Raw genomic sequence first — 20109 nt, forward strand, 5'->3', positions numbered from 1 at the left:
GTACGCCCTTCACGGTATCTGTTACTGAATCGTCGCAAAGCTTCGCCGTCGAGGCATGGATCCCCGCAACCCCTCGCCTCGCTATCGCTCGCGCTCGGGGCGCGAGGATGACGGGGTAGCTATTTCGCCGTCGTCCTCGGGCCGGAGCACGAGCGAAGCGAAGTGCGGAGGCTCCGGGGACCCATGCCTCGAAGTCGCCACCCCTCGGCGGGTCCAGACCTCGATCACGCCGGCCTGAATCCCGCGTCCTCCAATGCCCGCCGAACCTCGGGCGAACGCAGCGCGATCAAAAACGCTTGCACGGCTGGCCGGTCGCGCCGCACCGAAACCAGCGCGAAGTCGTAGTGCTCTTCCGTCAGCGGAATGAAGCCCAGCCCGGCGGCTTTCGCCACCGGCGCGATGGTGACGCCCCAATCCGCCCTGCCCTGCAGCACTGCGGCGGCCACCGCGTTGTGCGATTTCGGCTGGTTCCAGTAGCCGTCCGGCCGTGCGCCGGCGAGCAGCGCGTCGATGAGGATGCGCGTGCCGGCGCCCTGGTTGCGGCTGACCATCAGGCAGGCAGGGTCGGCAAGTGCTGCCTTCACCGCCGCCTCGGCAGAAAGGCCTTCGAAGCGCATGTCGCCCTTGCGATAGACAAACCCCTGCATGCGCCGCCAGCCGGGCACCAGTTCGAGGCCGGGCGACAGGAAGGGCTGATTGTAGGTCTGTGTCTTTTCATCGAAGAGATGGATGGGCGCGAGGTCGCATTCGCCACGCCGGGCCGCCGCCAGCCCACCAAGACTGCCGACGGACAGCGAACGCACCGAAAGCCCCTGCCGCACCAGCGGGGCGATCACGCGGTCGAGCCCGGTGCAATGACTACCTATGATGACGAGATCAGGCACATGGACCTGCGGCGTGAACAGCGTCACCTCAACCTGCGCCCCGGCGGGCAAATGGTCGGCCAGCGCCTCGATGCGGACAAAACCGTCGGCCTGGGTGAAGGAGGTGATGGCACCCGAGCCCTTGCCGGTGGGATAGGCAACCAGCCCCTCCTGCCCCTCCACCAGCGAGACCATGACGAATTCCGTGCGGCCCAGTTCGGACGGCACGCGCAGCGGCACGGTCGCGGAAACATGGGCGTCGGCGCGCGGCGGCAGGCCGGCCATACGGCGCAGCACGGGCACGATCATGTCGTGGAAGGTGAACATGGCCGAGGTGGGGAAGCCCGGCAGGATGACCACCGGCTTGCCGTCGCAGATGCCGAGACACAGCGGCTTGCCGGGTTTCAGCGCCACACCATGAGCGATGATACCGGGCTTTCCCAACCGCGCGATGATGCGGTGGGTGACATCGCCCGCGCCCTTGGACGTGCCGCCCGACAGGATCAGCATGTCGTGCTCGGCAAGTGCGGCGCGCATGGCCGCCTCCAGCGTCGCTTCATCGTCCGGGAAGGCGCCGAGGAAGGTCGGCTCGCCGCCGTTTTCGGCGATGGCCGCCGAAACGATGGCGCCGTTGGTGTCGTAGATGCCGGCGGGCGGCAGCGTCGTGCCGGGCTGCACGAGTTCGTCGCCGGTGGAGAGCACCGCAACCTTCGGCTTTCGCGCCACCGGCACGACGGCGATGCCGCAGGCGGCCAGCATGCCGATTTCGCGCGAGCCGATCATGGTGCCGGCGCGCAACAGCGTTTCGCCGCGCGCGATGTCGGAGCCGGCATAGGAGATGAACTGGCCGGAGCTGGCCGCGCGCCGCACCGCGATGCCCTCGCCGGCCGGCTCGGTGTGCTCGACCATGACGACGGCGTCGGCGCCGCGCGGAATGGGCCCGCCGGTGGAGATCAGCGTGGCTGTGCCGCCGAGCACGGCCAAGGCAGGTTCGGTGCCGCAAGCGATGCGCTCGTCGTTGAGCGCCAGTCGCCTGGTGCGCCCCTCGCCCGCCTCGGCAAGGTCGGCCGAGCGCACGGCAAAGCCGTCGACATTGGCACGGTCAAAAGGCGGCACGTCGATGGGGGCGACGACGTCCTGCGCCAGCGCGAGACCGAGAGCATCGGCCAGCGGACGGTGTTCGACCGCGACGGGGCGCGGAAACAGGGCCGCCTCGAAGCGAGCCAACGCCTCCTCGCGCGACAGGATCGTCAAAAACTGCTCCTGCTCGATGTCGGGGCGGACGGTGGCGCCGGGCTTGTTCATGACGCGATCCAATCGCGGAGAGGAAAGGCCGTGACTTCCGTTCCAGCGGAAAAGCCTTCGCTGTCAGCCGGCACGGCCAGCCAGGCGTCGGCTTCGGCGATGCACTGCAGGGGCAAAACGCCGGTGGTGAGCGGCAGCCAGGCAACATTTTCGCGCTTCAGCAGCACGATTTCCGTGACGCCGACGATGGAGGCGATCTTACGCGCCAGAGGCAGGCTAAGCCCCCTGCGCGGCAGGCGGGCCGAGAGACGGTCGAGCGCCGGCAGCGCGAGCGTCAGCCAAACGGCAAGCGCCTGGTCCGGCGCGCCGGGAAGAGCTACGACCGGCGTTGGCCCGAGCCGACCGACGGCCGCGCTGCGCCCCGGCTCCAGCGCGATGCCGTGCGCGGCCAAGGCATGGCGCTGGGTCAGCCCCATCGCCGTTTCGTCGCGGCGCCCCTGACCGGTGCCGCCAACCAGCAGGACAAGGTCGGCGGGTTCCGCGTCGAGCGCTTCGGCGATGGAAACCGCGTCGCGCGCAACCGCCTCGATGCCGACCAGCAAGGCGCCGACGGCACGCCCCAGCTCGGAGATCAGTTCGGTGGTGGCCGTGCCGCCATCGGTAGCGGCGACATCGATGATGCGAAACGAGGGCCGCCGCACCGGCAGGCGCTCAAGGCCGGCGCGGCGGGCAAGCAGGAGATCATATGGCGAAATCGTGCGGCCGGCCGCAACGAGCGGCTGGCCGGCGGCGATATCCTGCCCGGCACGGCGCACGCCCTGCCCCGGAACGGCATCTGCCAGAACCTGAACCAGCGTATCGACCGTCTCGACCAGGCCGGGCTCGACAACGCAGTCACATCCCCTGGGCATCGGCTGACCGGCCTCGACCCAGAATGGCTCGCCGGCGACCGGCAGCGGCGAATAGGACGAGGCGCCCACCAGATCGCCCGCGGCGAAGGCCCAGCCGTCAGCCTCGGCCTCGTCGGTTTCGGGCAGTCCTCGCGCCAGCGGCGGCATCCCGGCCGCGACGCAACCCAGCGCCTCGGCAAGCGGCACCTCTTCGGGCGCGACCGGCTCGAGGCCGTCGAGCAGCCGCGCAAGCGCTGCTTCGACGCCGGTCAGCGCGGGGCCTTGCGGACGGGCGGTCGTCATGGCCCATCATGAGCCATGACGGGCGCGATTTGCAACGCCGCTCTGCGCGGTCAGGAGCCCGTGGCGGCGTTGGGAAAGAAAAGCTGCTGGCCGTCGATCTTGTAGGCGGCGATTGCCTGCTGCCCTTCCGGCGAGATCAGCCAGTCGACGAAGGCCTGGCCGAGATCGGCCTTCACATTGGGGTGCCTAGCCGGGTTGACCAGCATGACTCCATACTGGTTGAACAGCCGCTTGTCGCCTTCCACCGCGATCTCGAGGTCGCCACGGTTCTTGAAGGACAGCCAGGTGCCGCGATCGGACAGCACGTAGGCATTCATGGCGGCGGCGGTGTTGAGTGCCACCCCCATGCCCTGGCCGATCTCGCGATACCAGGGGCCCCTGACTGCGTCGATGTCGATGCCGGCGTCCTTCCAGAGCTTCAACTCGGCCAGGTGCGTGCCGGACTTGTCGCCGCGCGAGACGAAGAGCGCCTGCTTCTGCTCGATCGCCTTCAGCGCCGCGACGATGTCCTTGCCTCCGGTGACGCCGGCCGGGTCGCCCTTGGGGCCGACCAGCACGAAGTCGTTGTACATGACGTCGAAACGCTTCACGCCGTGCCCTTCCTCCAGGAATTTTTCCTCCTGCGCCTTGGCGTGGACGAAGACGACGTCGGCATCGCCGCGCCGCGCGGTGTCCAGCGCCTGGCCGGTGCCTTGCGCCACGACCTTCACGTCGATGCCGGTCTTATCCTTGAACAGCGGCAATATGTGCCCGAACAGGCCGGAATCCTGCGTGGAGGTGGTGGAGGCGACGATGATGGAGCGCTCCTCGGCCAAGGCGGCGGCAGAACCCGCGGCTAGGAGGAACAAGGCGGACAGGCAGAAAAGGAAGGCTCGGCGCAGCATCGGAAACTCCATTTTCAGCGGTTTATAAAAACGTCAGAGAACGAGTTCGCCGCGCAGGAAGGCGGCAGCCTCCGGCGTCGACGGATGGTCCAGGAAATCTTCGGCCGCGCCCTGCTCGCACAGGCGGCCGCGCACAAGAAAAAACACCTCGCCTGCCAGCCGCCGCACCTGGCCGAGATCGTGCGAGGCCATGACGATCTTGATGCCCGAGGCAGCCGCGGCTCGCGGCGCGGGCCTCAACTTCGTGCCGCTTGCCTGGGAGAATTTCGACCTGCTGATGCGCCAGCGCAGCTATTTCCAGTCCCCGTTCCAGGCGCTCGCCGCCTTTCTCGCCAGCGATGGTCCCGCCCGGCGCGCCGCCGAACTGACCGGCTACGACGTCTCGCCCGCGGGCCGCATCCGCTTTGCCCGCTGACAGCGGGCTACTGGAACAGCTTCAGCGCATCACCGATGGCGGCCAGGGTTCGCTGTAGCGGTCCCAGCATGAGCTGCTGCCGGTGCTGAAAAGGGCACTGCGGCGCATGTCAACAACGTCCAGCTCGGGCGCCATGGCCGCTGGCGGTCGAATGTCTGGACTTATCCGGGCGGCTCCAGCCTCGGGTCCGAAGCGCGAACCCGCGCGGACGACCACCCATGGTGAAGCCGCGGGCGATGCTGGAGGACGCCCTGCACGACATCAGCTACCGCGGCGAGATCGTGCTCGACCCGTTCCTCGGCTCCGGCTCGACGGCGCTTGCCGCCGAGACCACCGGCCGGCGCTGCCGAGCGGTCGAGATCGACGGCGGCTACTGCGATGTCGCCGTCAAGCGTTGGCAAGCCATCCTGTCGGATACCGGCGAGAGCTTCGCCGAGGTTGCCGAACGACGAGCACAGGGGATCGACGGAAAGGAAGGCGGCGATGACCAGAAAGCCTGATGATTTGCCGCCGGTTGATCCACACACCATCGGCTATCGGCGGCAATGCCTCAGCCAAGATTGACGATCAGTTGCGACAAGGCCCCGCCTTGTCTGATCGGGATCGAGTCCTATGCAACCGCCCATCATTGGGCGCGAAATTCCGACTTGCAAACCGGGCGGGCTCTAGTTTCCACTGAGAATTGGCACGGCCGGCAGTAAAGGTTGCTCAATCGGTTGAGTTCGCCGCGGCCTTGTCAGGATGAGTGGTCGGGTCGTCGGCCGGCGTCAGAAGCTCTATGCCGGCTGTTTTGAGCGCCTCGGCGATCGCGCCGGTAGGCGCGCGATCGATCACCAGCCTGTCTATCTCCTCGAGCGGGCAGACCCGGAACAGGGCCATCCGGTTCAGCTTGGAGGAATCGGCGATCACGGTGATGCTGCGCGCCTGCGCGATCATGGCGCGGCCGACCTCGGCTTCCTCCAGCGAGAAATCCATCACGCCGAACTCGTCGATTGCACCGACCGTGATCACGGCGTGCACGGCCTGGAAGCGGCCGACCTGCTCGACGGCCAGCGAGCCGAGATTCTCTGCCGCTTCGGACACATACTCCCCGCCGATGACGAAGACGCGGTTGCCGCTCTCGCCCTGGGTGATGATTTGCGCGATTGTCACCGAATTCGTGATGACGGTGATGCCGCTTCGCCTGGCCAGTTCCTCGGCGAACATCACCGTCGTCGTGCCGGTGTCGACGAACAAGGTGTCGCCCGGCTCGAACAACAGCGCGGCTCGCCGCGCGACGGCGCGCTTCTCCCGCATATTCTCGGTCATTCGCAGCTGGAAGCGGTTTTCGCTGCGCGGCTCGGGCAGCGAGGCGCCGCCATGGAATTTCCGAATGAGACCCTCGGCGGCCAGCTCCGTCAGATCCCGGCGGATCGTTTCCTTCGATGCTTCGAGCTCCTCCGCCAGATGCTCGACGCTGAGCCGTTGTCCGTCACGGAGCATCTGGAGGATGCGGTCGCGACGCTCGTTCGGCCGAAATGGCTTTGTCATGCGGGTATGCCCGTCTCCGGATGTTGACGACACGCGTGCGCGTCCGAAGCCGTTTCCTGCGGTTTCTTCACGTCTGCACGTCGGGTGACCGTATGCGGCTTCCAGTCAGAGATGTCGCTGCCAAGGCCTGAATCCGGGCCGGTCACCCAGTTGGCGCACAATCTCACGTCGGTCGGCGTCGCGTCAATCGGTCGAGTTTCGGTCATTCGTGCAAAATTTCGCTTGGCAATCCTGCTCTATTATGACCAAATGAACAATAGTTACGACTGAATGGGCAAATTTGGTGACCGATCAGGATTTTGATTTCGGCATCATCGGCGGGGGTGTGGTGGGCTGCGCCGTGGCGCGACGGCTGACCCTTGCCGGCGCCACGGTCGTGCTGATCGAGAAGGGCGCCGACATACTGAGCGGCGCCAGCAAGGGCAACAGCGCCATTTTGCACACCGGCTTCGACGCCGATCCCGGTTCGCTCGAACATGTCTGCCTGCGCTCCGGCCATGCCGAATATCTGGCGATACGGGAGCGCATGAACCTGCCGTTGCTCGAAACCGGAGCGATGGTGGTCGCCTGGTCGGACGAGGACGTGGCCAAACTGCCCGGCATCGTCGAGAAGGCACATGCCAACGGCATCTCCGATGTCCGCATGATCGAGCGCAGCGAGGTCCTGCGCCGTGAGCCGCACCTGACAGAGGGGGCCAGGGCCGCAGCCCTGGTGCCTGGAGAAGGCATCATCGATCCGTGGTCCGCGCCGCTCGCCTATCTCTCGCAGGCCATGCTGCATGGCGCCGAAGTTCGCCGCGGCAGCGAAGTGACGGGCGGCGAGTTCGACGGCGCCGTCTGGCATCTCGAGACGACCACCGGCCCGTTGCGCTGCCGTTTCGTGGTCAACTGCGCCGGGTTGTTCGGCGACCAGCTCGAGGCGCTGCTGCTCGGCGATGCCTCTTTCGAAATGCGCCCACGCAAAGGCCAGTTCATCGTCTACGACAAGGCGGCAAGCGCGCTTCTCAAAACCATAATCCTGCCGGTGCCGACCGAGCGGACGAAGGGCGTGGTGGCCTGCCGCACGATTTTTGGCAATGTGCTGGTCGGGCCGACCGCCGAAGAGCAGCAATCGCGCAGCGATGCCTCTACCGACTTTGCCACGCTGGAAGTGCTGCGCGCCAAGGCAGCCGAGATCGTCCCTGCCCTCGCCTCCAGTCCGATTACCGCGACCTATGCCGGCATCCGACCAGGCACCGAGCGCAAGGAATACCGCATCCGTCACGAGCCGACGCGAAACTGGCTGACTATCGGCGGCATCCGCTCGACCGGCCTCAGCGCGGCCCTCGGCCTCGCCCAGCACGTCGAGAGCCTGCTCGGGGGGGCCGGTTTCGTCCCGAGGCCGCTCGACAACCCGGCCTGGCCTCGCATGCCGATGCTCGCGGAGAGCGGATCGCGGGACTGGGAGGCAGATGGAAACGGCGGCGTGGTCTGTCATTGCGAGCTCGTCACCGAGCGCGAGATCCGCTGCGCGCTGGCCGGCCCCCTGCCGGCGCGCGACCTTGCCGGCCTCAAGCGCCGCACTCGTGCCACGATGGGGCGCTGCCAGGGCTTCTATTGTTCGAACAGGCTGTCGGAGATCGCGGACGAGCATTTCGTCGAGCCGCTGGCGGTAGGAGCTGCGCATGCCTGACGCCGCGCCACCGGATATGTGGGACATCATCGTCATCGGGGGCGGCCCGGCCGGCCTCGCCGCCGCCACCCGACTGCGCGAGCTTGGTGTCGACAAGGTGCTTGTCCTCGAACGCGAGCCGGAAGCCGGCGGCATCCCGCGCCACTGCGGTCATCCGCCTTTCGGCATGCGCGAGTTCCAGCGCATCCTCACCGGCCCGGCTTATGCCCGCCGTCTCGTGAGTCGCGCACTCGCCGCCGGCGTCCACATCCGCACGCAAACCGATGTCGTGCGGATTGCCGAAGGCGGTCGCCTCTCGATCACCAGCGCCGACGGCCTGGCGGAACTGTGCGGGCGTCGCGTCCTGCTGGCGACCGGCACGCGCGAGACACCCCGCTCCGCGCGGCTCGTTGGCGGACGTCGTCCGCTCGGCGTGATGTCGACCGGGGCGCTGCAATCGCTCGTCTATCTCGGAAATCGCGTGCCGTTTCGCCGCCCGGTGATTGTCGGCACCGAGCTCGTCTCTTTCTCGACCCTTCTGACCTGCTGGCGCGCCGGCATCCGCCCGGTCGCCATGATCGAGGGCAACGACCGGCCGACCGCCTGGCGCCTGAGCGCGCTGCTGCCTCGCCTGCTCGGCATTCCGCTTCTGTATCGCAGCCGCGTCACGCGGATCGAAGGTGCGGCGCGTGTCGAGAGCGTCGAGGTCGAGATGCCGGAGGGACCGCGTACGATCTCGTGCGATGGCGCGCTGTTCACCGGCTGCTTCACCTCCGAGGCCACGCTGGCGCGAATGGGGCATCTCGACGTTGACCCGCTCAGCAGCGGTCCCGTCATCGACCAGTACGGGCGTTGCTCCGATCCCGTTTACTTCGCGGCCGGCAATGTGCTTCGCCCGGTCGAGACAGCGGGCCGGTGCTGGCAGGAAGGTTACGACCTCGCGGCCGTCATCGCGGCCGATCTCGCCGGGCGCTTGCCGGCACGCACGACGGTGGTTCCTGTGCGGGTCGCTGCGCCGCTGAAATATGCAGTCCCCCAGCAGATCGCCTTTCCTCTGGCTGAAGGAGGACTGCGCCACATCCAGCTTCGCTGGCAGCGTGCCGCCAGCGGCAGGCTTGAAATCGCCGATTCAACAGGGGCCGTCTTCGGCCGGCACATATCCGCGCTCCCCGAAAGGCGCGTGCTTCTGCCGCTGGACAGGCTGTTGCGCGGAAGTCCTTGCCGCGAACTGGACATCCGCTTTCGGGAAACAGGTGAAGAGGGCAGCGGATCGTTGGTATCCGTGAACAAAACAGAGCAACTCAAACAGGGGAACTAAAATGACGACGAGCAGGAGAACCGTTCTCAAGGGTATCGGCGCGGTTGCCGCAGCTTCCGCATTCCCGATGCCGTATATCCGCAACGCCGAGGCCGCGACGCTCGAACTGCGCTGGCTGTGCTGGGAGCACTACAACGTCAAGGCGCTGACGGAGGCGTTCGAAAAGGAATTCAACTGCAAGGTCTCCGCCGGATTCTTCGACGGCAATTCGGAGGCCTACAACAAGCTGCGCGCCGGCGGCACGAACGATTTTGACATCGTCATGGCCGACGGCTTCTGGCCGCGTCTTTACGCCAAGCAAGGCTTGACCCAGACGCTGGACACCAAGAAGCTCGTCAACCTCGACAAGGTGTTTGACGACTTCAAGGCGCCGAACTTCATGCTGCTTCAGGATGAAAGCGGTGAGAACACCGTCGCCGCCTCGAACTGCTGGGGCGGCTATGGCTTCACGATCAACCTCGACAAGATCGACGAAGCCGACCAGGACACGGTGTCTCTGCTTTTCAATGAAAAGTACGCCAAGCATCTGTCCTCCAGCGCCCGCTTCGAAGAGAACATCGCGCTCGCGGGCATCCTTGCGGCCTACACGCTCGGCACCAAGGAAAAGGAACGTCCGGACGGCAAGAGCTTCAACCCCTACGTCCTCACCGACGAGGAACTGGAAGAGGCCAAGAAGCTGCTCATCAAGCAGAAGAAGCTGCTGGTCACCCGCTGGAACGACGAGGATACGCTGGAGCGCCTGCTACGCGCGCAGAGCGTCTGGGCCTCGCCGGAATGGTCGGGCATCTACCGTCGCATCCGCTTCGACGAACTCGACGGCAAGTCCAAGCTGCGCATGAAGCACGTCCTGAGCTTCAAGGAAGGCGGCCTTGGCTGGGTCGACACCTGGGGCATCACCTCAGGCGTCAAGGACGAGAAGCTCGATCTGGCCTATGAATGGATCAACTTCCGCCAGCGGCCCGAGAACATGGCGATCGTCGCGACCCAGATCGGCTGGGCACCGACCGTCGATGTGCGATCGCTCATCCCCGAGCGCTACGTCGAGACCCTGTTCTTGAACCAGACCAGCGCCATCAAGGGCCTCTACCAGTTCGACGCGCCTTCTTCCCCCGAGAAGTGGGAACGGGTCTGGTCGGAAGTCGAGGCGGCCTGAGCGGCCAATCGAAACACCTGCGGGACGGTGCCTGGCACCGTCCCGCCCCTTGAACTGGATATACGATGCAAGACGCCGTCCTAAAACTCGACACCGTGTGCAAGACGTTCGGCAGCGTGGTCGCCGCTGACGACATAGAACTGTCCGTCGGGCAGACGGAATTCTTCGCGCTGCTCGGTCCATCGGGATCGGGCAAGACGACCATGCTGCGCATGATCGCGGGGCTCGAGCGGCCGACATCCGGGCGCATCCTGATCGGCGACCGCGACATCACGGACCTGCCGCCCTATGCGCGCGGCATCGGCATGGTGTTCCAGGATTTCCTGCTGTTTCCGCACAAGACGGTGGCCGAGAACATCGTCTTCCCGCTCAAGATGCGCAACGCCTCCACGGAGGAGAAGCGAAAGAACCTCGACTGGGTTTCGGGGCTCGTTCGCCTAAAGGGGCTGGAGGAACGCTACCCACATCAGCTTTCCGGGGGGCAGAAGCAGCGCGTGGCACTCGCCCGTGGCCTGGTCTCCCGTCCCGAGCTCCTCCTGCTGGACGAGCCGCTCGCCAATCTCGATCGCGAGCTGCGCAAGGAGATGGAAATCGAGATTCGCCGCTTCCAGATCGAGCTTGGCATTCCCTTCGTCTACGTCACCCACAATCAGGAGGAGGCGCTGACGATGGCCGACCGCATGGCCGTCATGAGGGACGGTCGCATGGAGCAGATCGGCGGCAAGTTCGACCTCTATCACGACCCGAAGACACGCTTCGTCGCGAGCTTCCTCGGCTCCCCCAACGCCATCGAGGGCAAGGTGACGTCGCTGAACGGCGCTTTCGCCCGGCTCGACTGGCACGGCTTCAGTTTCGAGGCGCGAGCCCATCCCAGCCTTGCCGTCGGTGACTCCGCGGTCTGCTTCGTGAAGAGCGAGAAGATCGAGATCAACCCCAAGGAAGGAGCCATCGCCGGCACGCTGCGCGACGCGATCTTCAAGGGGCAGTATGTCGACCACCTCGTGCGCTTGCGCGACGGCCGCGAATTGACCGTCAGCGGTCCGCCGGTGCCGATGGCCCCCGGCTCCGACGTGTTCCTGAGCTGGCCGGCAGCCGCCGGCGATGCTTTCCCGCTGAAGGGGTGAGACCATGTCGAACCGCCTCCGCTTCTGGGCGCTCGCCCTACCCGGGACGGCCTTCCTGATCGCGTTCCTCGTCCTGCCGCTGATCTCGATCATCGTGTTCAGCTTTTGGCGGACCGAAAGCTACGAGATGATCCGGGACTGGAACGTCAACAACTACACGGAACTCCTGTCCAATCGCACCTACTTGACCTTCCTTGGCCGCTCGCTCGTCATGGCGACGGTGGTGTCTGCCATATGCCTCGTCTATGCGTGGCCGGTCGCGCTGTTCATCGCGCGCTATGGCGGACGCTACAAGCTGATCCTGCTGCTCCTGACCTCGGCGCCGTTCCTGACCGGCGAGATCCTGCGCATCACCGCGCTGCAACAGATCCTCGGCCCCATCGGCATCATCAACATGGCGCTCGGCACCTTCGGCTTCGACCCGATCGAAGCGCTGATGTACTCCTCGACGGCGACGGCTGTCGGCCTCGTCTATCTTTGGGTTCCGTTCATGGTGCTGGCGATCTATCTCAGCCTGCTCAACTTCGATTTCGACCTGCTTGAGGTCGCCAAGGTCAATGGCGCACGCCCGCTGCGCGCCTTCTTCGAGATCACCTGGCCGCTCAATCGCGCCGGCACGGCGATCGGCGTGGTCCTCGTCTTCATTCCCACGCTCGCCTCCTCCGTCACCTCGCAGTTTCTCGGCGGGCCCGACGGGGCGCTCTACGGGAACATTCTCGCCCATCAGTTCGGCGCCACCGGCACCTGGGCCTTCGGTTCGGCCATGGGCGTGGTGCTGTTCCTGATTTCGGCCCTGGTTCTGGCGGTAGTCCGGGTCGCGGTCGGCGATCTGCGCCGCTCCGGCGTCACCGCGCCCGGGGGAGGCTCACTATGACCCGCGTAAGCTTCGGCACACAGGCTCTGCTGCTCGCAGCACTTTATCTGTTCCTCTATGCACCGATCCTCTACATCATCTACGTCTCGTTCCAGAACGACAGCATCTGGCCGTTTCCGCCGAGCTTGACCTTCGATCATTTCGAAAGCCTGCTGGAGCAGCGCGACTATACCGCCGGCTTCTGGAACAGCCTGATCATCGCCAGCGGCACAGGCATAATCTCAAGCCTGTTCGCCACGATGGCGGCCATGGCCATCCTGAAATACCGGGTGCCCGGCCGCGGTGCGGTGGCGACGCTGTTTCTCGCCCCGCTGTTCATCGCCAACATCCTGATCGGGATATCGAGCCTGATGTTCAACAAGGCGCTGCTGGGCATGCCCGGAAGCGTGCTGGCCGCGATCCTTGCCAACTCGACCTATGCCACGGCCTTCGCCTTCCTCGTCGTCATCGCCCAGCTGGCACGTTACGACTGGCGACTGGACGAGGCTGCGCTGGTCTTCGGGGCCACGCCGCGCATTGCCTTCATGGAAGTGACCTTGCCGTTGATCTGGCCGGCGATCTTTGGCGCCTTCATCGTCTCGTTCCTGCTGGCCTTCAACAACCTCGAAATCTCGTTCTACAATCTTGGCGCCACCCCAACCCTGCCAACGCTCGCCTGGGGCTCTTTGCGGCATGGCGTATCGCAAGAGCTATACGCATTGGCGGCGCTCATCAATTTCGGGGTCTTCGCCATCCTCGCCGGGCTCTACGGGCTGCTGCGTTCGGGACTGCTGAAGCTCGACTACAAGGAGTAGGGTCATTCGCGTCGCAGCAATCGATCAGGGGACAACGTCCACCCGCGCGCTCGTGGTCAGCGCCGAAGAGGCGCGGGTGGTCAATGCGCTCGGACACGGCCAGGCCTTCCCGCAAACAGGCTGGGTGGAGCAGGACCCAAACGAACTGCTGCGCAATGTCAGGGCATGCCTGGATGCGGCGGGAGACGTCACGGCGGTGGGCCTCGCCAATCAGGGCGAAAGCTGCCTTGCCTGGGATCGCGAGACAGGCCGGCCCGTGTCGCCGGTCATCGTCTGGCAGGACGCACGCACCCAATCGCTTATCGAGCAGCTTGCCGCCCAAGGCGCCGGGGAGCTGACCCGGTCGCGCGCCGGCCTGCCGCTTGACGCGTATTTCTCCGCCTCGAAACTCGCCTGGATCCTGGACAATAATGCCGACGCCCGCAGGCTGCATCGGTCGGGACGGCTGTGCCTCGGCACCACCGACGCCTTCCTCATTCACAATCTGACCGGCGTCTTCGCAACCGACATCTCGACCGCGGCGCGGACCTCCCTCATGCATCTCTCGGGCGCATGGGACACGGAGTTGTGCGATTTGTTCGGCGTGCCGATCGAGTGCCTGCCGGAAATTCGTCCGACAGTTGGAGACTTCGGTGCGGTGAGGCTAGGCGCGCGCGACGTGCCCTTGCAGGTTGCGGTCGTCGACCAGGCAAGTGCCCTCTATGGTCACGGCGCGCGCCGGCGCAGCGATGCCAAGATCACCTTCGGCACCGGCGCCTTCGTCCTGTCGGTCGTCGGCCCTGCACCTTGCGACACCCTCGATACCGGGCTTTCGCTGTCGCCTGTCTGGCAAAGGGAGGGCGCAGTCACCTATGGTCTCGAAGGCGGCGTCTATGATGCGAGTGCGGCGCTCAACTGGGCTCGTTCGCTCGGCCTGTTTTCGGACTACGCGGAAATTGCCGCCTTCGAGGGGCCGATGGCCATCCAGCGCGATCTCGTTTTCGTGCCGGCCCTCTCGGGGCTGGCCGCGCCACATTGGGATCGCCGTGCCGGCGGAATGTGGCTGGGCATGTCGCTCGACACAAAGCCGCTCGATCTCGCGCGGGCAGTGCTCGAGGGGATCGCCTTCCAGACCGCCGAGGTGGTCGATGCGATGGATCGCATCAACCCGATCGGTCCTTCGATTTCCATCGATGGCGGTATGTCGGCCAATCCGGCCTTCTGCCAGATGCTGGCAAATGTTCTTGGCCGCGAAATCATCGTGCCCGACCTGCCTGAGCTGACGGCCCTGGGCATCGCCGCACTGCTCGGCATTCCGTCCACGCCGGTCACGACGGCGAACTACCAGCCGGAGCGGTCGTCAGGCGAATGGCGGCATCAGCTGCGACGCCGGTATTCCGAAGCCGTCGGCCGCGCGGCGAATTGGCGAACGTGAGCCAACCAGGGCAAAGCGAGACACCCTCGCTTTGCCCCTATGCGTGAGAACGACTGGCAGCGGCCGAGGTGCGCTCCGACTGATCCTGGCGGCGCCGCTCCCAGCTCTCATCTATCTCGTCCGTCCCGACGACGCCCTTTGGCCGCAAGGCCATCGACAGGACGATGATTAGCCCGAGGAAGAAGCCCGTCAGCCCGAGGAACTCGGGAAACTTCACACCGAAGATGACCGGGCTCGACTCGAAGTAGCGCATGATTTCGAAGCCGGCCGTCACCACGATCACACCGATCACTGCACCGGATATGCTGTGCATTCCACCCAGGATCAGCATGGCGAGCGTCAGCAGGGTGGTGTCGAAATAGAAGCTCTTCGGGCTCACCGATCCGATCAGGTAGACGTAGAGGACCCCGCCCAGGGCGACGACGCCCGAGCTGAGAACCCAAGCGATCAGACGCACGAGCCGCACGTTGACGCCTGCGCTTTCGGCTGCGATCCGGCTTTCGCCACTCGCCCGCAACTGGACGCCGAGCGGAGAATCCCTAAACCAGCGCCCCAGGAAGATCACTAGCACCGCGCATCCTAAAAGAAGCCACGCATTGGCCTTCATCGGCACCCCGTAGAGGGCACGCATGCCTCTGGTGAGCTCAACCCAGTTGACCAGCACCGTATGCACGATGACCAACAGGGCCAATGTGAGGATTGTCGCCGATATTCCCGATTCCCGAGTGACCACCACTCCCACGATGAGCGCTACCAGCATGGCGAGGATGATCGCCATGATGCCGGCTTCTATCGGACCCATCTGGAATGCGGCCAGGCCGAACGGAGCCTCGGGAATGATCGTCTGCTTGATGCTGGCCGGAATGGTGAGAATGGCGGCCGCATATCCCGCAATTCCCATGAAGCTCACGTGACCGAGATTCACGATGCTGGTGTTGCCCATGAACATCTGAAGGCCGATCACGAGGATCAGGTTTATGAGAAACACACTCAATATGCGGACCTGAGCGCCGTCGCCCAGCGCGATGACAAGCAGCGCGATCGCGATGGGCAACAGAGCCGTCAGTGCGGCGCCCTTGAAGGTACGTTGCATCCCGGTCATTCGTCTTTGTCCCCAAACTGACGCTTGGTGCCCATCAGGCCTTCTGGCCGCCACACGAGGATCACCGAAACGAGAACGAACACGAACGCGTCCCGATAGCCGGAAATGCTTGGCGGCAGGACGATCTGGAAGAAGACTTCAAGCGCGCCGAGAAAGAAGCCGCCAACCACGGCTCCCCCAAGCGAACCGAACCCACCCAGCACTGCAGCCACAAAGGCCTTGAGAACCGGGGTGAAGCCCATGAACGGATCCACCACCCCGCGCCTGGCGATTATGAAAATCGCTGCCAGGCCGGCGAGAAAGCCGGATACGGCAAACGCGGCGGCGATCACCTTGTTCGCATTGATCCCCACCATGCGGACCATGTCGAAATCCCGCGCCGCTGCCCTCATGGCCAGGCCGATATTCGTGCGGCGCAGGATCAAGACCAGAAGCAGCAGCGCCACGGCCGTTGCGGTGGTTTCCAGCAATTGGATGACCTGGATCCGTGCCAACCCGATATCGATCTGATAGGCCAGCCACTCCGGCGTCGGTACGGATTTGGACCGGGTCGCGACAAGCGTGACGAAGAAATTCTTGACCACGATGCTGACGCCGAATGCCGTCAGCAGGCCGGTCGCCGCAGGTGCATAACGAACAGGGCGAAAGGCGACCCGCTCAAGGGCGATCGATATCCCTACCGCGGCGAGGATGCCGATAGGCATCAACACCACGGCGTAGTCGATGCCGCTGACCGCAAAGACCGCGAACATGACATATCCGGCGACCGCTATGACCTCGCCATAGGCGAAGTTCACCAGCCCGATGACGCTGAAGACAATGGCAAGACCAAGCGCAAGGAGCGCATAGTTGCCGCCGATGCTCAACGCATTCAAAATTTGTTGGACTACGTATTCCATGCGCAATCCCTTTGGCCACGTGTCGGCAGCGAGATCCTCATTGCGCTTCCCCTAGACCCATGTAGTGGCTCATCAGGTCGTGCGAATTCAGCAGTTCCTGCGCCGCTCCTTCGAAGCGCAGGCGTCCCGAATGCAGTAGGTAGGCGCGGTCGGCAACGCTCAGCGCCTCGTTGGCGTTCTGCTCCACGAGCAGGATCGTCAGTCCGGAGGCTTTCAGTTCGGCGATCAGCTCGAAGATGCGCTCCACGATCACCGGCGCCAGCCCCAGCGAGGGCTCGTCCAGCATGACGATGCGCGGACGCGACATCAGGCACCGGGAGATGGCAAGCTGCTGCTGCTCGCCGCCGGAAAGCGTTCCCGCCTTCTGGTGGTAACGCTCCTTGAGGATGGGAAACATCTCCAGATATTTCGTCAGCTGCTCAGCGCGGATCGCCTTGTCGGGCTGGGCGCTGCCGCCAAGCTGCAGGTTCTCGGCCACGGTGAGGTTGGCGAAAACGCGCCGCCCCTCGGGCGAGATACCGATGCCGCAGCGCACCTTCTCCTCAGGGGGCGCGAGGGTCACGTCGCGACCCTCGAACCGGATGTTCCCCGAAGAGACCTGCACGATACCCATGACCGCAGAGATCAAAGAGGTCTTCCCCGCGCCGTTGGGCCCAAGGAGGGCGACGACCTCGCCCTCGTTGACCCGCAGGTTCACGGACTGGACCGCTTTGACGGCCCCGTAGTCGACCGAGACGGAGTTCAGCTCCAGCATCGCAGCGTTCACATCATCATTCCGCAGCGTTGGAAGGCTTCCAGGTCGAGTTGCCGGCCGGGACCCAATCGGGCAGGATCCGGTCGGCGAGCTCGAACTGTCCGTTCTTGGCCTGGATGATGACGATGTCCTTCAGCGGCACGCCCTCGCGACCCTTGAAGGTAATCGAGTTGGCGGTGATGCCCTGCATGTTTTCGATGTTGCTGATGGCCTCGTTGATCTTGGCCGGATCGTCCGAGCTTGCCGTCTCGATCGCCTGACGGACGATCTCGACCGCTTCACCGCCCAGGCCGAAAAAGACGTTCTCGATCTTGAAGCCGCGTGCGGTACAGTCGTCGTAGAAAGCCTTCAAGGGGCTGCCTTCCGAAGGGAAGCCGTGCGAGCCGAAGTTCATCAGCTTGCCCCCGGCGCCGGCTGCCGTCAGCATTGCGGGATCGTCGAATGTATCGGTGCCGAAGACGGGGATGTCCAGCCCGGCCGCTTGCGCCTGGCGCATGAAGGCGCCACCGTCCGGCATCACGAAGGCCGAGAAGATCATGTCCGGCCGGGGGTTCATTGCCGCGATCTCGGTAATCTGGGGTGAATAGTCGCTCGTCCCCCAGTTCCAGTTGAGTTCGCCGACAACTTTTCCGCCGAGATGCTCGAAGGTCTCGCCGAAATAGCGTGGCGTGGCGATCGAATAGCTGCCGATGTCGTGCGAGATCATCAGGAGGGCCGTCCTGTAGCCCTGCTTGAACGCGAATTGCGCGGCGGCTGCGGCCGAGGCGTTGTCACCATATGCGGTCAGATAGGCAATGCCGGGAATTGCAGCCGGCCACTGGACCTGCGTGGAGCCGACCGAGATGACAGGAATGGAGTAAGGCAGCGCCATCTGGCCGGCCGGGATGAGGCCGTCGTCGGTCGGCGGTCCAAGCAGGACTTTTGCGCCGGCGTCGATCAGCTCCTGTGCGGCGGTTCCGGCCAGCGCAGCGTCGCTCTTCATGTCGCGCGACAGCAGCTTCAGTTTTCGGCCGCCCAGAACACCTCCCTTGTCGTTCACAATGTCGACCATGCATTGAACGCCGCTCACGCTGTCGTAGGGAGCAAGTTCGCCGGTCGCCGCTGCCACATGCCCGATGATGATGTCGTCATCGGCATAGGACGAGGCAGGAAAAGCAATCAGCGAGGCAATCGTCGCTGAAACGAGAGAACCTTTCCAAAGCCTGTTCAAAATCATCGCTGTTTCCCCATTTCTTTTATCTTGATTGAGTTTGCCGCGGTGTTTGGCCCGCAGTCGTTTCGGAGCGCTGCCGCGCTTTTCTTCCCAGATAGATTTCCGCGACCTTCGGGTCGTCCCGCAGAACGGTCGGCGGGCCGGCGGCCACAAGCTGCCCCATGTCGAGCACATAGACGCGCTCGCAGACGCTGGTGATGAAGGAGAGGTCATGGTCGATGACGATCACGCCGCATCCCATCCACTCGCGGATCGACATGATGGCGCCGACGAGTTCCTGCGATTCTCCTTCGACCATGCCCGCGGTGGGCTCGTCGAGAAGCAGAAAGTTCGGGGCGAGAGCGAGCGCTCGCGCGATCTCGACCCGCCGCTGAGTGCCGTAGGCGAGCTCGCTGGCCTTGCGGCCAGAGAAATTGGTGATCCCCAACTGATCCATCAGGCGCTCGATCGTCAGTGCGCCCAGGGCCGACGCACGATGCTGTCGCGCGGTCGTAAAGGCGACCTCGATGTTTTGCCGAACGGTAAGGTTCGAAAACAGGCGGATGTTCTGGAAGGTGCGGGCGATGCCGGCGATTGCCGTGCGACGAGGGCCGATATTGTGCACCGGACGGCCATCCAGCGTTATCGAGCCGGTATCGACGGTCAGAAGCGAGGAGATCATGTTCAGAAGCGTCGTCTTGCCGGCGCCGTTCGGCCCGATCAGGCCGACGATCTCGCCAGCATTGCAGGCAAGCGACACCCCGCTTACCGCAGCAACGCCTTCGAAGCGTTTGGACACATCAGAAACAAGTAGCTCCACCAGGCGTTCTCCCCCAACGCATCAGCTTGCCTATGGTAGCCAGGCCCCTCGTAGCGCGTGCGCTCGAAACACGATCCTCGCGCCGCATCTTCTTCTTTTGGTGCCCCGGCCTTTCACAGCCTTCGGCACTATCCCGGGCTATGCTTTAGCATGCGTAAATGCCTGCGACTTGACCTTCCTGGCCCAATTATTGACCGCAAGGCCGAGCGCTGGGCCCGTCTTCAGGAATTGATCAGCTTCACCGACCAGCGACCTTCTCCAGCAACTGGATGATGGCATCGCGCGCCTTCACCAACTCCGATGTAGGCCCAGACATGAAGATGCGGCCGGTCGCGCCGATCATCTGGACGTCGTTGATGATTGCTTCCGGCGCCACGCGTTCGGCCTCGTTGGCGGCCACGCAGGCGAACAAGGCGGGCGCCAGCTCGAACACGAGCAAGCTGTTGCCGGGTACCAGAATGGACGCATCGCGCGAGCGGTTCAGGATGATCGCGTGCTGGTCGGACAGGTCCTCTATGATGTCGTGATAGTGGATGCTGGGGGCGAGCTGGTCCTCCGGCCGCGCGCCAATTCCTTCCAGAATGGCACGGCCGGCGGCTTCGAGTTCCTCCTTGTCGGAGGAATGCAGTTCGAGCAGCCCGAACTGCCTCTCTGTGTAGAGGATGCCAGGCTCCATGTCGGGGGCCGCCTTCAGCGCAAGATCGGCGATGCGATGGATCGACAAGGCCGGCGCAACCTCGATGATCAGGCTGTGCTGACCCGCAAACGACGGATAGCCGCGCGCGCGGGTGGGCGAACTCAGATATGCGGCAAACTGGGGCTGTAGGTCGTAGATCGGCAGGTAGACCCGAAGTTCCGTCATATCGGACACTCCCACGGTGATT

18 protein-coding genes and 2 pseudogenes are annotated in these 20109 nt (G+C 64.6%); 9 read left to right on the forward strand and 11 right to left on the reverse strand.

Annotation, left to right across the window (positions count from 1 at the left end):
• Positions 1-224: 224 nt before the first annotated feature.
• The 4 genes and pseudogenes from ABLE85_RS20175 to ABLE85_RS20190 all read right to left on the reverse strand — a co-directional run.
• A complete protein-coding gene (locus tag ABLE85_RS20175) occupies positions 225-2168 on the reverse strand; it encodes a molybdopterin biosynthesis protein (protein ID WP_348794504.1) in 1944 nt (647 codons plus the stop codon).
• Complete coding sequence (locus tag ABLE85_RS20180) at positions 2165-3301, reverse strand: molybdopterin-binding protein (RefSeq protein ID WP_348794505.1); 1137 nt, start codon at positions 3299-3301, stop codon at positions 2165-2167. Before ABLE85_RS20180 ends, ABLE85_RS20175 begins: the two co-directional genes overlap by 4 nt.
• Before the next feature lie 50 nt (positions 3302-3351).
• Entirely contained in the window at positions 3352-4185 is an 834-nt protein-coding gene (locus tag ABLE85_RS20185) for a substrate-binding domain-containing protein (protein ID WP_348794506.1), read from the reverse strand.
• Between the two features lie 33 nt (positions 4186-4218).
• Positions 4219-4407, reverse strand: a pseudogene (locus ABLE85_RS20190) (ABC transporter ATP-binding protein); the annotation flags it as partial.
• Between ABLE85_RS20190 and ABLE85_RS20195 the strand changes: the two are divergent.
• A pseudogene (locus tag ABLE85_RS20195) lies at positions 4400-4600 on the forward strand (substrate-binding domain-containing protein); the annotation flags it as partial. The pseudogenes ABLE85_RS20190 and ABLE85_RS20195 overlap by 8 nt on opposite strands.
• Before the next feature lie 218 nt (positions 4601-4818).
• On the forward strand, positions 4819-5100 hold the full coding sequence (locus ABLE85_RS20200) for a DNA methyltransferase (protein WP_348794507.1): 282 nt from the start codon (positions 4819-4821) through the stop codon (positions 5098-5100).
• 208 nt (positions 5101-5308) lie between these two features.
• Here ABLE85_RS20200 and ABLE85_RS20205 read toward each other — a convergent pair whose 3' ends face one another.
• Positions 5309-6130: a DeoR/GlpR family DNA-binding transcription regulator gene (locus ABLE85_RS20205; RefSeq protein WP_348794508.1), complete on the reverse strand. Its 822-nt coding sequence runs from the start codon at positions 6128-6130 to the stop codon at positions 5309-5311.
• Positions 6131-6413: 283 nt separating this feature from the next.
• Here ABLE85_RS20205 and ABLE85_RS20210 point away from each other — a divergent pair, with 283 nt between their 5' ends.
• The 7 genes from ABLE85_RS20210 (at position 6414) to ABLE85_RS20240 (ending at position 14458) form a co-directional block, all read left to right on the forward strand.
• A complete protein-coding gene (locus ABLE85_RS20210) occupies positions 6414-7802 on the forward strand; it encodes an NAD(P)/FAD-dependent oxidoreductase (protein ID WP_348794509.1) in 1389 nt (462 codons plus the stop codon).
• Complete coding sequence (locus ABLE85_RS20215) at positions 7795-9099, forward strand: FAD/NAD(P)-binding oxidoreductase (protein WP_348794510.1); 1305 nt, start codon at positions 7795-7797, stop codon at positions 9097-9099. Before ABLE85_RS20210 ends, ABLE85_RS20215 begins: the two co-directional genes overlap by 8 nt.
• A gap of 1 nt (position 9100) precedes the next feature.
• Entirely contained in the window at positions 9101-10252 is a 1152-nt protein-coding gene (locus tag ABLE85_RS20220; protein WP_348794511.1) for a PotD/PotF family extracellular solute-binding protein, read from the forward strand.
• 65 nt (positions 10253-10317) lie between these two features.
• Positions 10318-11376, forward strand: a complete 1059-nt coding sequence (locus ABLE85_RS20225; protein WP_348794512.1) for an ABC transporter ATP-binding protein — start codon at positions 10318-10320, stop codon at positions 11374-11376.
• Positions 11377-11380: 4 nt separating this feature from the next.
• Positions 11381-12250, forward strand: a complete 870-nt coding sequence (locus tag ABLE85_RS20230; RefSeq protein WP_348794513.1) for an ABC transporter permease — start codon at positions 11381-11383, stop codon at positions 12248-12250.
• Positions 12247-13044: a hypothetical protein gene (locus ABLE85_RS20235; protein ID WP_348794514.1), complete on the forward strand. Its 798-nt coding sequence runs from the start codon at positions 12247-12249 to the stop codon at positions 13042-13044. Before ABLE85_RS20230 ends, ABLE85_RS20235 begins: the two co-directional genes overlap by 4 nt.
• A 19-nt stretch (positions 13045-13063) precedes the next feature.
• On the forward strand, positions 13064-14458 hold the full coding sequence (locus tag ABLE85_RS20240) for an FGGY family carbohydrate kinase (protein WP_348794604.1): 1395 nt from the start codon (positions 13064-13066) through the stop codon (positions 14456-14458).
• Positions 14459-14495: 37 nt separating this feature from the next.
• Here ABLE85_RS20240 and ABLE85_RS20245 read toward each other — a convergent pair whose 3' ends face one another.
• The 6 genes from ABLE85_RS20245 to ABLE85_RS20270 form a co-directional block, all read right to left on the reverse strand.
• On the reverse strand, positions 14496-15560 hold the full coding sequence (locus ABLE85_RS20245; RefSeq protein ID WP_348794515.1) for a branched-chain amino acid ABC transporter permease: 1065 nt from the start codon (positions 15558-15560) through the stop codon (positions 14496-14498).
• On the reverse strand, positions 15557-16459 hold the full coding sequence (locus ABLE85_RS20250; protein WP_348794516.1) for a branched-chain amino acid ABC transporter permease: 903 nt from the start codon (positions 16457-16459) through the stop codon (positions 15557-15559). The genes ABLE85_RS20245 and ABLE85_RS20250 overlap by 4 nt, the downstream gene beginning before the upstream one ends.
• A gap of 37 nt (positions 16460-16496) precedes the next feature.
• A complete protein-coding gene (locus tag ABLE85_RS20255; RefSeq protein WP_348794605.1) occupies positions 16497-17213 on the reverse strand; it encodes an ABC transporter ATP-binding protein in 717 nt (238 codons plus the stop codon).
• Positions 17214-17229: 16 nt separating this feature from the next.
• Complete coding sequence (locus ABLE85_RS20260) at positions 17230-18429, reverse strand: ABC transporter substrate-binding protein (RefSeq protein ID WP_348794517.1); 1200 nt, start codon at positions 18427-18429, stop codon at positions 17230-17232.
• 19 nt (positions 18430-18448) lie between these two features.
• The gene (locus tag ABLE85_RS20265) at positions 18449-19225 is read right to left on the reverse strand and encodes an ABC transporter ATP-binding protein (RefSeq protein ID WP_348794518.1); all 777 of its coding nucleotides are present in this window, start codon (positions 19223-19225) and stop codon (positions 18449-18451) included.
• Positions 19226-19463: 238 nt separating this feature from the next.
• Positions 19464-20087 (reverse strand): microcompartment protein, encoded by a 624-nt coding sequence (locus ABLE85_RS20270; RefSeq protein ID WP_348794519.1) that lies wholly within the window; start codon positions 20085-20087, stop codon positions 19464-19466.
• Positions 20088-20109 lie beyond the last annotated feature (22 nt).

It is taken from the genome of Mesorhizobium sp. KR1-2, assembly GCF_040045035.1.
Classification (GTDB): Bacteria; Pseudomonadota; Alphaproteobacteria; order Rhizobiales; family Rhizobiaceae; genus Pseudaminobacter.

Excerpts from the sequence above, each read along its gene's own strand:
- ABLE85_RS20185 (WP_348794506.1), bottom strand. The coding sequence starts at position 4,185 with ATGCTGCGCCGAGCCTTCCTTTTCTGCCTGTCCGCCTTGTTCCTCCTA.
- ABLE85_RS20250 (WP_348794516.1), bottom strand. The coding sequence starts at position 16,459 with ATGGAATACGTAGTCCAACAAATTTTGAATGCGTTGAGCATCGGCGGC.
- ABLE85_RS20230 (WP_348794513.1), top strand. The coding sequence starts at position 11,381 with ATGTCGAACCGCCTCCGCTTCTGGGCGCTCGCCCTACCCGGGACGGCC.
- ABLE85_RS20180 (WP_348794505.1), bottom strand. The coding sequence starts at position 3,301 with ATGACGACCGCCCGTCCGCAAGGCCCCGCGCTGACCGGCGTCGAAGCA.
- ABLE85_RS20200 (WP_348794507.1), top strand. The coding sequence starts at position 4,819 with ATGGTGAAGCCGCGGGCGATGCTGGAGGACGCCCTGCACGACATCAGC.
- ABLE85_RS20260 (WP_348794517.1), bottom strand. The coding sequence starts at position 18,429 with ATGATTTTGAACAGGCTTTGGAAAGGTTCTCTCGTTTCAGCGACGATT.
- ABLE85_RS20235 (WP_348794514.1), top strand. The coding sequence starts at position 12,247 with ATGACCCGCGTAAGCTTCGGCACACAGGCTCTGCTGCTCGCAGCACTT.
- ABLE85_RS20220 (WP_348794511.1), top strand. The coding sequence starts at position 9,101 with ATGACGACGAGCAGGAGAACCGTTCTCAAGGGTATCGGCGCGGTTGCC.
- ABLE85_RS20215 (WP_348794510.1), top strand. The coding sequence starts at position 7,795 with ATGCCTGACGCCGCGCCACCGGATATGTGGGACATCATCGTCATCGGG.
- ABLE85_RS20255 (WP_348794605.1), bottom strand. The coding sequence starts at position 17,213 with ATGCTGGAGCTGAACTCCGTCTCGGTCGACTACGGGGCCGTCAAAGCG.
- ABLE85_RS20270 (WP_348794519.1), bottom strand. The coding sequence starts at position 20,087 with ATGACGGAACTTCGGGTCTACCTGCCGATCTACGACCTACAGCCCCAG.
- ABLE85_RS20205 (WP_348794508.1), bottom strand. The coding sequence starts at position 6,130 with ATGACAAAGCCATTTCGGCCGAACGAGCGTCGCGACCGCATCCTCCAG.
- ABLE85_RS20245 (WP_348794515.1), bottom strand. The coding sequence starts at position 15,560 with ATGACCGGGATGCAACGTACCTTCAAGGGCGCCGCACTGACGGCTCTG.
- ABLE85_RS20225 (WP_348794512.1), top strand. The coding sequence starts at position 10,318 with ATGCAAGACGCCGTCCTAAAACTCGACACCGTGTGCAAGACGTTCGGC.
- ABLE85_RS20175 (WP_348794504.1), bottom strand. The coding sequence starts at position 2,168 with ATGAACAAGCCCGGCGCCACCGTCCGCCCCGACATCGAGCAGGAGCAG.